Here is a 13,718-nt window from a genome sequence, read left to right on the forward strand (position 1 = left end):
GGAGTCGACTTGCCGTTGCCCGGTCATGCACACCTCATACCGATATCGACGCGCACTGTCACTCATCCGCGCCGCGCGCGGACGGGCCAGTGTTCGTTCCACCTATCCATCCATCCCGACCACCGCGCGCCGCTCGTGCGGCTGCCCGGCGTTGCCGATCATCTCACTGAGCGCGACAATCGTCGCACCAGTCCCGTCGCCTGGCTCGGCAACGGCCACCGCGGACTCGGTGAACACATGACTCACCTCGTCCGCGCCCCCCTGGTCTACCCCCATCACCAGCGTCGCGCCCGCGATCGCGGCCGCGACGATCTCGAGCACACCGGCCACCGAATCCGGTCGGCCCGCCGCTCGTGTGCGTGATTCGAAATTGAGTCCGGTGCGCTCGGCGACCCGCTCGGCCGCGGTCGCCAACTCGTCGAAGCTCAGCGTGCGGCCACCGCCGACGAACGCCACGTCGTCGCCGCGCAGGGCGCGGGTGCGGTGCGCGTAGCCGATCGGGCGCGGTGATTCCGCCGCCAGCTCGGCGCGCAGCGCGGGGTCGGCCAGGTCGTACCAGTCGAGGCCGTCGGGGGCGTCGAAGATGTCGATGGTCAGGCCGAGCTTGACCTCGAGGTTACTGCCGGGCAGGCCCGCGTCCATCGTCATCAGCGGCACCACGGCGGCGCCCGCCTTGAGCACCGCCCAGGTCGCGATCGCCGCGTCCACCCCGCGGTCGAGCCGGACCGCGACCCCCGTGCCGGGTCCGGCGCCTCGGGCGATCAGCGAACGCGCCAATTGCGAGGAGCGGGCATCGAATTCGGCGTAGGCGATCGCGGTGTGGCCGACTTCGAGCGCGGGTGCGTCGGGGTCTTCCTCCACGGCCGAGGCCAGTTCCTGCGCCAGCGCCGCGCCGTTGGCCGACGGTGCCGGGGCATAGGCCGCGGCGGTCAGTTCGCGTTCGCGTTCTCGGGCGTCACGCAGATCGATATCGCCGACGCGCACCGTGGGATCGGCGGCGACCGCGGTGACGATCTCGGCGAGCCCGCGCGCGAACGCCGCGACGGTGTGCTCCTCGAAAAGGTCGGTGGCGTAGGTGAACACCACGCCGATCTCATCGGGTTCGCCGGTCGCGGACAGGCGCGGTTCGATATTGACCTGCAGGTCGAACTTGGCAGGCCGGGCCGCGAGATCCATCGCCTCGATGGTGAGCCCGGGTAGGCGCAGCACGGGGCTCTCGTTGTTGTGGAAGGAGAGCACCACCTGGAACAGCGGGTTGTGCGACACGGTGCCGGTCGGGGCCACCTCCTCGACCACGCGCTCGAACGGCAGGTCGGCGTTGGCGAAGGCGGCCAAGCCCACTTCGCGTGCGGTGCTGACCAATTCGTCGAAGCCGTGGCGCGGGTCGACCTGGGTGCGCAGGGTCAGGGTGTTGACGAACATGCCGACCAGGTCGTCGAGCTCGGGTTCACCCCGTCCGGCGATCGGGGTGCCGATCGCGATATCGGTGCTGCCGGAGATCCGGGCGAGCAACACGGCCAGTGCCGCGTGCACGACCATGAACAGCGACGCGTTGTGCCTGCGGGCGATCTCGCCGAGGCGCGCGTGCACGTCGGCGGTCAGGGTGGTGCTCACATCGGCGCCGCGCAACGAGGCATGCGAGGGTCGCGGATGGTCGTGTGGCAACTCGACCGTCCCGGCCTGACCCGCCAGGGTGTGCCGCCAGAACTCCAGTTGCCTTGCGGCGGTAGAACTCTCGTCCGATTCCGAGCCGAGCACCTCGCGCTGCCACAGCGCGTAGTCGGCGTACTGCACGGGCAACGGCGACCACGCGGGCGAGCGTCCTTCGACGCGTGCCCGATAGGCGATCACGAGGTCGCGGGCCAGCGGGGCCAGCGAGGCGCCGTCGGCGATGATGTGCTGCACCACCACGGCGAGCACATACTCCTCCTCCGCCAGCGGGTCGTCGGCGGGCGAGGTGAACAGCCCGGCGCGCAGGGGAACTCGCTCGGCGACATCGAAACCGCCTGCGAGCAGACGCATCACCCGCTCACGCGGATCGTCGCACTCCTCGAGCGCGAGACCGGTCGGCAGCACCGCGCTGACCGGCAGGATCTCCTGGTACGGAACGGCATCGGCGTCATCGGCGGGGAAGCGGGTGCGCAACGCCTCGTGCCGTTCGAGCACATCGGCGACGGCGTAGCGCAGCGCGGAGGTGTCGAGCGCGCCGCGCAACCGCAGAACCAGCGGGATGTTGTAGGCGGGCGAATCGGGATCGATGCGGTTGAGCAACCACATCCGCTGCTGCGCGGGCGAGAGCGGAACGACGCCGCGATCCTGCGCCGGGATCAGCGGCGGACGCGGCGCGGCCACCGAACCGGGGCGTACGCGAGCGGCGAGCGAGCCGACGGTCGGCGCCTCGAACAGGTCGCGCACCACCAGGTCGGTACTCAGGGCCTGGTCGATGCGGGCGATGGCCCTGGTGGCCAGCAACGAGTTGCCGCCGCGGTCGAAGAAGTTGTCGTCCAAGCCGATCTCCGGCACACCGAGCAGCGTCGCGAACACCTCGGCGACGCTGAGTTCGATCGGCGTGGTCGGTGCGCGGAAGGTGGTGGCGGCGGTGAACTCCGGCGCGGGCAGTGCGGCGCGGTCGAGTTTGCCGTTGGTGGTCATCGGCAGGCCGGGCACCACCACGACGGCGTCGGGAACCATGTATCCGGTGAGGAATTCGGCGACAGCAGCTCGCACGCGCACCGGATCGAGGGCCACGCCGGAAGCGGATTCGTCGAATCCGGCACCGTTGTCACCGCGTCCGAAGCGCGCGCCTACCGGCGCCTTCACGCCGTCGGGCTCGACAGCGTCGGTCGCCGGAACGACATAGGCGATCAGCCGGTCGCCCGCGTGCTCGTCGACACGCACGATGACCGCGCACTGCCCGACACCGGGCACCCGGAGCAGTGCGGCCTCGATCTCGCCCGGTTCGATGCGGAAACCACGCAGCTGCACCTGCTGGTCGCCGCGCCCGCCGTACTCGAGGGTGGGCGCGCCGCGGAAGCCGATCCAGCGGCCGAGGTCACCGGAGCGGTAGCGGCGAGCGCCGGGTTCACCGAACGGGTCGGCGACGAAGCGGGTCGCCGTGAGGCCCGGCTTACCGAGGTAGCCGCGCGAGAGCTGGTTGCCCGCGATGTAGAGCTCACCCGCCACGCCGAACGGCACCGGGCGCAGCCGGTCGTCGAGGACGACCACCGACAGTCCGGGCAGGGCGCGGCCGATGAGGCTGCCCGGCAGGTCGACGCCCGCTCCCCCGATGTGGTCGACATCCGTTGTCGCCCGGTCGGCGACGATGTCGGCCGTGTTCGAGGTCAGCACCTGGTGCGAGACATGCACGGTGGTCTCGGTGATGCCGTACATGTTGACGAGTTCCGGTGCGCCCGGCCCGTTTCCGTAGCGGTCGTACCAGCGGTTGAGCTTGCGCGGATCCAGCGCCTCACCGCCGAACACCACGTACCGCAGCGGCAGCGGGGTCGCGCCCGCGGCTTGCGCGGCCCGGTCGGCTTCGTCGAGCTGGGCGAAGGCGGTGGGGGTTTGGCTCAGCACCGTCACCTGTTCGCGGGCCAGCAGTTCGCGGAATTCGATCGGTGAACGGGAGGTCAGGTGGTCGACGACGACGACCGACGACCCGCCGGCCAGCGCGCACCACAGTTCCCAGATGGAGAAGTCGAAGGCGAAGGAGTGGAACACCGTCCACACGTCGTCCTCGTCGAAGGCGAACAGCAGCTGGGTGTTGGCGAACAGCTCGAGCACATTGCGGTGGGTCACCCCGACGCCCTTGGGCAGACCGGTGGAACCCGAGGTGTAGATGACGTACGCGAGGTGATCCGGACGCAGCGGGGCGCGGCGTTCACCGGGATGCAGCGGGGCCTCGGGGTAGCCGGACTGCTCGTCGAGCAGCACCACAGGCAGGTCGACGAGTGCGGTCAGCAGGTCGCGCTCGGCCGAAGTCGCCAGCAGCACAGCGGGTTTCGCGTCGTCGACGATGTAGGCCAGCCGCTGCGCCGGGTATCCGGAGTCGATCGGCAGGTAGCCCGCACCCGACAGCAGCACCGCGAGCAGCGCCACCGGCAGTTCCTCGGTGCGCGGGACTGCCACGGCCACCAGGGTTTCCGGGCCCGCGCCCTGCGCGATGAGCGTGCGGGCCAGCGCCGATGCCCGGCCGAGCAGGTCGGCGAACGTGATGGACCGCTGCCCCGCCCTGATCGCGATCGCCTCGGGACGCTGATGCGCCTGGGCGGTGATCAAGTCGGTGAGCGTCACCTCGGGCACCGCGATGCCTTGCGAATAGCCTTCGCGCAGCACGAGTTCGCGCTCACCAGGGGCGAGTACGTCGATATCGCCGACCGGCTTCGCGGGGTCGGCCACCACCGCGGCGAGTACCCGCGTCCAACGGTCGGCGAAGTCGGCGACGGTGGCGCGGTCGAAAAGGTCGGTGGCGTAGACGAAGGTCGCCGCCATGCCCTGCGGCGCTCCGTCGACGCCGATCTGTTCGGCGAGCTCCACCTGTAGGTCGAACTTCGCCAGCGGCACCATGAAGTCGGCGGCGGAGACCGCGAGACCGGGCAGCGCGAGGTCGGCGCGGGCCAGGTTCTGGAAGGTGAGCATCACCTGGAACAGCGGGTGCCGAGCCGTCGAACGCACCGGCTCCAGCAGGTCGACGAGCCGCTCGAACGGCACGTCGGCGTGCCCGAAGGCGGCGAGATCGCGGGCTCTGACCTCGGCGAGCAGCGCGGCGAAACTCGTCGCCGGATTCACCTCGGTGCGCAGGACCAGCGTGTTGACGAACATGCCGATCAGCTCGTCGAGCGCCTGCTCACCACGACCGGCCACCGGGGTGCCGATCGCGATGTCGCGGGTGCCGGAGAGCCGGGCCAGCAGCATCGCCAGCGCGGTGTGCACAACCATGAACAGCGTGGCGTTGTGCTCGCGAGCCAGCGCGGACAGACCGGCGTGCACCGAGGCAGGCACCTGCACGCTCAGCGAACCGCCCGCCCTGCTCGACACGGCGGGACGCGGCCGGTCGGTGGGCAGCTCGAGCTGTTCGGGCAGGCCGGACAGGGTGTCGCGCCAGAAGGCCACCTGCGCGGCGAGCAACGAACTCGGGTCCTGTTCGGCGCCGAGCAGCTCGCGCTGCCACAGCGTGTAGTCGACGTACTGCACCGGCAGCGGAGGCCACTGCGGCGCGCCGCCACCCCGACGTTCGGCATAGGCGGTGAGCAGATCCCTGGTCAGCGGCGCGAAGGAGAAGCCGTCGGCGGCGATGTGGTGCACCACGCACACGATGACGTGCTCACTGTCGGAGATCGCGAGTACCCGCACCCGCACCGGCGGCGCGGCGGTGACGTCGAAACCGGTCAGCGCGGCGGCGCCGATCGCCTCGGTGAGATCGTCTTCGGCCACCTCGACGACGTCGAACTCCGGCATCGCGGCGGGGTCGCCCGCGGCCAGTACCAGCTGATGGCCTTCACCGTCGAGGACCGTGCCGTGTCCATCGCCGCCGATTCCTTCCGACACCGGGTACACCGTGCGAAGGACTTCGTGGCGCGCGACCATGTCGGCGAGCGCGGCGCGCAGGGCGGGCAGGTCGAGGCGTCCGGAGAGACGGACCGCGACCGGGATGTTGTCCACGGCCGAGGCGGGGTCGAAGCGATTGAGGAACCACATTCGCTGCTGGGCGTAGGACAGCGGGATCAGCGCGGGGCGCGGACGCGGCGTCAGCGGGAGCGCGTGCGCCGAAACGCGTTGCTGCTCGGCCCGATTGGCCAGTCCGGCGACGGTCGGCGCCTCGAACACCGCCTGCACCGGGACCCGCACGTCCAGCGCGGCGCCGATGCGGGCCACCGCCTGCGCGGCCAGCAGCGAGTCGCCACCCAGTTCGAAGAAGTCGTCGTCGGCGCCGACCCGACCCGCACCCTCACGCAGCAACAACGCGGCGAATACGTCGGCGACCACCTGTTCGGCCGGTGTGGCGGGCGCGCGGAAGCCGCGCGCGGCGAACACCGGCGTCGGCAGCGCGGCGCGGTCGAGCTTGCCGACCGGGGTCAGCGGCAGCTCGTCGAGGACCATGATCACCGACGGAATCATGTACGCGGGCAACGATTCCGCGAGGAATTCCGCCAGTTCCCCGGTGTCGACCGTGGCGCCGGCGCCCGGCAGCACATAGGCGACCAGCGCGGTCGCGCCCGAGGGCATCGTCTTGCCCAGCGTCACCGCGTAGTCGAGGTCGGGGTGCGCGGTGAGCGCGTTGTCGATCTCGCCGAGCTCGATCCGGAAACCGCGCACCTTCACCTGGAAGTCGGTGCGGCCGAGGTATTCCAGCGTGCCGTCGTGTTCGAGCCTGCGCACCAGGTCACCGGTGCGATACAGCCTGCCCGGCCCGAACGGCGAGGCGACGAAGCGTTCCGCGGTGAGTCCCGGCCTGCCCAGATACCCCTGCGCGAGGGCGGGACCGGACAGGTACAGCTCGCCGACGACTCCGGCGGGCACCGGCCGCAGCCGGGCGTCGAGCACGTACAAACCCATGCCGGGCACCGCGCTACCGATGGTGATCGGCGCGTGCGCCCGCAGCGCGGAGGTGCTGGTGGCGAGGATGGTCGCCTCGGTCGGGCCGTAGCCGTTGTAGAACGCGCGCCCACCGGTTGCCCAGCGACCGACCAGTTCCGGGCCGAACCGGTCGCCCGCGACGATCACGCTGGTCAGGTCCGGCAGCCCGGCCGGGTCGACGGACTCGAGCGCGCCGGGGGTGATCAGCAGATGGGTGATGCGTTCGCGGCGCAGCAGGTCCGACAGCTCGAAACCACCGAAGACCCGCGGCGGCGAGATCACCAGCGTCGCACCGACACTGAACGGCAGCAGCAGCTCGAGCACCGAGACGTCAAAGTTCGGCGAGCAAACATGCAGCACGCGCGAATCCGCTTCCACGCCGAAGTGTTCGCGCTCGGCGGCGACCAGCGTGGCCAGGCCCGTGTGGGTGACCACGACACCCTTGGGTTTGCCGGTGGAACCGGAGGTGTAGATGACGTAGGCGGGATGGCGCTCGTCGATCGGGCGCACCCGGTCGGCGTAGCTCACCGCATGCGCGGGGCGCGCGGCGATGCGTTCGGCGACCACCGGGTCGTCGAGTTCGATCCAGTACGCGGTGGTGCCGAGGCACGCGCGATGGGCCGCGGTGGTCAGGCCGATGCTCGCGCCGGAGTCGGCGACGATGTGGGCGATCCGGTCGGCCGGGTAGGCCGGATCGACCGGCACGTACGCGGCGCCGGTCTTCGCGATCGCCCACACGGCGAGCACGGATTCGATCGAGCGGGCGATGGCGATCGCGACAACGTCGCCGGCGCCCATGCCACGGTCGATGAGTTCGCGCGCCAGGCGCGTGGATCGCTCGTCGAGCTCACGATAAGTGAGGTGATGTTCCGCGCCGGGCATCCCGGTGGGGTTGTAGCGCAGCGCGATCGAATCGGCCGCGGATTCGACGGCGGCCGTCAGCAGTTGACCGAACAACGGTGCGCCGATTGCACGTCGGCGACCAGCACGGCCCGTGCGGCGGGGGGTTTCCACAGACCAATACACCTCTCGCGTCCGGCGGCCGAGTCGGACACAGCATAGCCACACGTGCATAGCCGCTGCCGACCGTCGCCGAGGTGTGCGCCACGACACACCTACTCTATCGTAACGGAATCGTAATACCCGCAGGGTCCGTTACGGGCGCGTACCGGCCGATCCGGTTATACCCGCGACGACCTGCGCGATTGCCGGACCGAACGTGGCTACCGCCACAGTGGAGAGCATCTCCTGGTGGGCGGCTTCGACCGGGTGATCAGCAATGATCCCGCTGACGAACGGGCGCCATCGCGAGGCTCCGTCCCCCAGCTTTTCGGGGGTCCGCAGAGCGGTGAAATAGGTCAGATCACCTTCGTACCGGCCGTGTTCGAGCTCGGTGAGAAGCGTCACCGAGTGCAGCGCGCCCCGGTACATGCCGACGAACTGCGCGCGCGAGATCGGCGTGTCGCCGGCGAGTGTTGTGTGCAGCGATTCGAGTGCCTCGTCACCGAGTTCGATCAGTCTGTCGGGCAGTCGCTGCTCGGGTATGCCGAGTTCAGTGAGCACGTGCCGCAATTCGGTGTCGAAATCGGCGAGCGCCGCACCGGGGAGGCTGTCGAGCATCGTCAACGACGCCACGGTCTCGCCCTCGGCCTGCAATCGAGTCGCGACAGCCTGCGCCAGCACACCACCGAGGGACCATCCGAGCAGCTGGTAGGGGCCGTGTGGCTGGACGCCGCGGATCTCGGCCACGTAGCGGTCGACGAGTTCGGCGGCTGAGGCGGGCCGGAATCCCGGATCGCTCAGCGCGGGCGACTGGATGCCGACCACGGGCTGATCGTCGGGCAGATGCGGCACCAGGCTCGCGTAAGCCCATGCCAGGCCGGAGACCGGGTGCACACAGATCAGCGGCGGGCGGGTACCTCGGCGAGCGATCGGGAGCACGACCGCGAGTGCGGCTGCGAGCTCGGCCGCGGCCGGGCCTTCGCTGATCACGGCGGCGAGACCGGCGACGGTCGGGTCGGCGAAGAACGCCGCGACGGTGAGTTCCGCGCCGGTGTGTTCGCGCAGCTGGTGCACGACGCGGGTGGCCAGCAGCGAGTTGCCGCCGAGGGCGAAGAAGTCGTCGTCGAGGCCGGGCTCGTGCGCGCCGAGCACCTCGGTGAAGGCGGCGGCCACCGCGATCTCGTGCTCGGTCGCGGGCGCGCGGTAGCGGCGGGGTTCGAGCACCGGCTCCGGGAGTGCGGCCCGGTCGAGCTTGCCGTTCGCGTTCAGCGGGAGGCGGTCGAGCACGACGAAGGCCGACGGCACCATGTACGAGGGGAGCACCTGCGCCACCTCGGCTTTGACCTGCCCGGCGGTGAGCGTCGCGCCGGGCGCGGGGACGACATAGGCGACCAGCCGGTCACCGAGCCGCGAATCGGTCGCGGCGATGACGGCGGCCTTGGCGATCCGCGGCGCCGCGAGCAGGGCGGCTTCGATCTCGCCGAGTTCGATCCGGAACCCCCGGATCTTGACCTGGAAATCGGTGCGTCCGCGGTACTCGAGCTCGCCGTCGGCGGTCCAGGCGACGAGATCACCGGTGCGATACATACGAGCGCCGCCGGGTGCTCGGCCCCCGGTGGTCGCGGGGTCGGCTCCGCCCCGCGTCGTGCCCGACCCCGCGTCGGCTGACGTGCCGAAGGGATCGGCGACGAACCGGTCGGCGGTGAGGTCGGGACGGGCGTGGTACCCGCGGGCCAGTTGCGCGCCCGCCAGGTACAGCTCCCCCGCGACGCCGACCGGGACCGGGCGCAGACGCGCGTCGAGGACGTAAACGCGACTGTTGTGAACCGGTCGACCGATCGCGACGGTGGTGCGATCGGCGGTGCCGACGCGGTGATCGGTGATGGCGACCGCGGCCTCGGTGGGACCGTAGAGGTTGTGCAGTGCCGCCGAGTTCGTCGCGAGAAAACGCTGGGCCGTCGCGGCGGGCAGGGCCTCGCCGATGGCGAGCACGCGGCGCAGCGAACGCGGGAGGACACCGGCGGATTCGGTGAGCAGCGCGTCGAGCATCGAGGGCACCACGTGCAGGGTCGTCACCGACTGCGCGGCGAGTACGCGGAGCAGGGAGGCGGGGTCGCGATGGCCGTCGGGGGTGGTGATCACCAGGCGGCCACCACACATCGCGGCCGAGAAGAATTCCCAGACCGACAGGTCGAAGGTGGCGGCGGTCTTCAACAGCACCGAGTCGTCCGGGCCGAGGCCGAAAGCAGCCTTCTTCCACAGCAATTGGTTGACGATCGCGCCGTGCGAGACCGCAACGCCCTTCGGCTTTCCGGTCGAGCCGGAGGTGAAGATGAGGTAGGCCGTGTTCGCCGGGCGAAGCGTCCCGACGCGCTCGCGCGGCTCGAGGCGAGCGGGCGACACCGCCGAGAGGTCGAGGCTGTCGATAGCGATCACCGTCATCGCACCGGGCGCGAATCCAGCATGCGTGGTGGTCAATACACAGACAGGCGAAGCGGTTTCGAGGATATGCGCGAGGCGGTCGGCGGGCTGGTCCGGGTCCAGCGGAACATAGGCGGCGCCGGTCTGGGTGACCGCGTACATGGCGACCACCAGATCGACCGAGCGCCGAATCGCCAGTGCCACGCGGTCCTCCACACCGACACCCTGCGTAATCAGGTATCGCGCAAGCTGATTGACGCGGAAGGCGAAATCTCGGTAGGTGAGTTCGGCCCCATCGGCGTCGACGAGCGCGACGCCGATGGGGTGCGCGGACGCGGCATCGTCGAACAGGGAGGCGAGCGTGGCGGACCGGCGGGGATGGTCGGTCGCGTTCCAGTCGTGCAGGATTCGCGCGCGCTCGCCGTCGGAGAGTAGTTCGAGTTCGTCGACAGGACGATCGGGCGCGGTGGCGATCGCGGTGAGCACTCGCGCGAAACGATCCGCGTAGGTCCGCGCGGTCGACCTGTCGAAAAGATCGGTGGCATAGGTGAAGACACCGCTGATCCCCTGCGCGACACCGTCGCTGTCGTAGGCATCGGCCACGATGGCGTGCAGGTCGAACTGGGACACCGCCAGATCGACGTCCACACCCTCGACCGCGGTCTCCCCGAGTTCGAGACCGGTGCGGCTGAGATTCTGGAAGGACAGCCCGACCTGGAACAGCGGATGGCGGGCGGTGGAGCGGGCGGGATTGATCGCCTCGACCAGGCGCTCGAACGGCAGATCCGCGTTCGCGAACACCTGTAGGTCGGTATCGCGTTGGCGGGCGAGGAGTTCGGTGAACGACTCGCCGGGGGTGAGGGTGGTGCGAAAGACCAGTGTGTTGACGAACATCCCGATCAGGTCGTCGAGCGCGGCCTCGCCACGGCCCGCGATGGGCGTACCGACCGCTAGATCGTCGGTACCCGCCAGTCTCGCCAGGGTCACCGCGAGGGCGGTGTGCACAACCATGAACAGCGTGGCACCCTGGTTGCGCGCCAGAGCCAGTAGGGCACGGTGGGTTTCGGCGTCGATCTCGATCGGGACGCGACCGCCGGCGAAGGACTGCACGGCGGGACGCGGCCGGTCGGTGGGTAGGTCGAGCTGGTCGGGCAACCCGGCCAGCGCCGCACGCCAATAGGCGAGCTGGGCCGAGGCCAGCGAGTCGGGATCGGCCTCACTGCCGAGCAAGTCCCGCTGCCACAGCGCGTAATCGGCGTACTGCACGGCCAATGGCGCCCACTCCGGCGGGCCGCCCGCCGAACGCGCCGCGTAGGCGAGCATCAGATCCCTGGTCAGCGGGGCCAACGAGGAGCCGTCACCGGCGATGTGGTGCACGACTACGGCGAGCACCGATTCGTCGGCGGTGTCGGCCTCATCGACCGGCACAGCAGCGTCGAGCTCGAACAACGCGACCCGCAACGGCACCTGGGCGCGCACATCGAACCCGGACGAACCGAACTCGCGCATCGCGGCGGTGAGTTGATCGGGTGCGATGGCGCGCACCTCGAGCCGGGGCGTCGCCTCGGTCTCGGCCAGGATCCGCTGGATCGGGCCGTCATCGGTCTCGGGATAGATCGTGCGCAGGGTTTCGTGGCGGGCGACGAGGTCGGCGACGGCGGCGCGCAGCGCCTCGACGTCGATGGCGCCGCGCAGCCGCACCGCCATCGGGATGTTGTAGGCGACCGATTCCGGGTCGAACTGATTGAGGAACCACATCCGCCGCTGGGCCAGCGACAGCGGAATCCGCGCGGGCCGCTCCCCCGCCGTCAGCGCGGGACGTGCACCCACACCGGCGGATTCGGCGAGCCGCCGAGCCAGCGATTCCACCGTCGACGCCTCGAACAGCAGCCGGACCGCGAACTCGGTGTCCAGGGCCGCGCCGAGGCGGGCAGCGACCTGGGTGGCCATCAGTGAATTGCCGCCGAGGGCGAAGAAGTCGTCGTCGAGGCCGAGCTGGGCGTCGCCGAGGCCCAGCACCTCAGCGAAGGTGCCCGCCACGATCTGCTCGACCGCGGTTGCGGGAGCGCGGAATTCGGCGTGTTCGAGGATCGGCGTGGGCAGCGCCGCGCGATCGAGCTTGCCCACCGGAGTGAGCGGGATGGCGTCGAGTTCCATCAGCAGGGTGGGCACCATGTGCGCGGGCAGGCTGCGCTCGGCGGAGGCGGTGAGCGCGGCGGTGTCGACCCTCGCACCCGGCGCGGCGTGCACGTAGGACACCAGAATGATTGCGCCGCTGTCGAGTTCGTGTCCGATGGTGGCGGCGAAGTCGAGGCTCTCGTGCGCCGAGAGCACCGCGTCGATCTCGCCGAGCTCGATGCGGAAACCGCGGATCTTGACCTGGAAGTCGTTGCGGCCCAAATAGTCCAGCGCGCCGTCGGTGGTCCAGCGAACCAGGTCACCGGTGCGATAGAGACGAGAACCGGCCGGGTCGAACGGATTCGCGACATAGCGCGCGGCCGTGAGATCGGGGCGGGCGTGGTAGCCGCGGGTCAGCTGGGCGCCGGTGATGTAGAGCTCGCCGGTGACGCCGGGTGGAACGGGACCGAGCCGGTCGTCGAGGACGTATTCGGCGACCCCGCTGATCGGGGCGCCGATGGTCATCCGGTCACCCGGTTTCAGCGGCACGCTGATGTTGGTGACGATGGTCGTCTCGGTGGGCCCGTACACATTGTGAAATTGCCGCAGGGTGCCATCGGCGAGCGCAATCGCCCAGCGCCGCAGCAGATCCGGTGACACCGCCTCGCCACCGACCGCCACCACCCGCAAGTCGTCGAGCCCGACCGGGTCGATCGAGGCCAGCGCGGCCGGAGTGATGAACGCGTGACTCACCCGCTCCCGCCGTAACAACCCGGCCAGATCGTCGCCGCCGTACACACTCGGGTCGACGATCACCATCGTCGCGCCCGCGCCGATCGCCAGCAGCAACTCGAGCAGCGAGGCGTCGAAGGAGGGCGAAGCGAAATGCAGAGTGCGCGAAGTGGATTTCACACCGTAGTGCCGACGCTGTTCCGCGCTGAACCCCGCGAGTCCGGCGTGGGTCACCGCGACGCCCTTGGGCAGGCCGGTGGAGCCGGAGGTGTAGATGAGGTAGGCGAGATCCTCGGCCAGTACCGGACGCACCCGGTCGCCCGCGGTGATCGCCGCGCCGGAGAGATCGTCGAAAAGATGATCGGGCTCGGTCGGCACCGCGTCGAGTTCGAGCCATTCCACCTGCGCGGGAAGTCCGTCGGCGACGGCTGCGACGGTCAGACCGAAGACCGCGCCGGAGTCGGTGACCATGTGCGCCACCCGGTCCGGCGGGTAGTTCGGGTCGACGGGAACGAAGCCCGCACCGGTCTTGGCGACAGCCCAGACGGCGAGCACCGATTCGACCGAACGTGGGATTCCGATGGCGACCAGGTCGCCCGCGCCGATACCGCGGCCGATCAGGTAGCGGGCGATGCGGTTCGACCACTCGTCGAGTTCGGCGTAGGTGAGGCTGCCGAGGGTGCGGGTGGCGTCGGCGAGGACCACCGCGAGGCCGTCGGGGTTGGTCTCCACGGCAGTCGCCAGCAGCTGCGCCAACGCGGTGACGCGCGGGCGGCGGGTACGAACCGGTCGCGTTCTCGCCGCTCGTGTCATAGCCGTTCCACCTCACCCATCACCGAAAAACGTTGTCCCACAACAACTAACGACAG

The 13,718-nt window shown here is 70.1% G+C and carries 2 protein-coding genes; both read right to left on the reverse strand.

Going from position 1 to position 13,718, the window contains the following annotated elements:
* Positions 1–102: 102 nt before the first annotated feature.
* Entirely contained in the window at positions 103–7,590 is a 7,488-nt protein-coding gene (locus NA12_RS09190) for a non-ribosomal peptide synthetase (protein ID WP_243655040.1), read from the reverse strand.
* A 141-nt stretch (positions 7,591–7,731) separates the two neighbouring features.
* Positions 7,732–13,662, reverse strand: coding sequence for a non-ribosomal peptide synthetase (locus NA12_RS09195; protein ID WP_067448340.1), 5,931 nt, complete (start codon positions 13,660–13,662; stop codon positions 7,732–7,734).
* Positions 13,663–13,718 lie beyond the last annotated feature (56 nt).

Origin of the sequence: Nocardia alba NBRC 108234 (assembly GCF_001612665.1) — a bacterium.
Classification (GTDB): Bacteria; Actinomycetota; Actinomycetes; order Mycobacteriales; family Mycobacteriaceae; genus Nocardia; species Nocardia alba.

Bases quoted from the DNA above. Each gene is read 5' to 3' on its own strand.
- NA12_RS09195 (WP_067448340.1), bottom strand. From the start codon at position 13,662: ATGACACGAGCGGCGAGAACGCGACCGGTTCGTACCCGCCGCCCGCGC.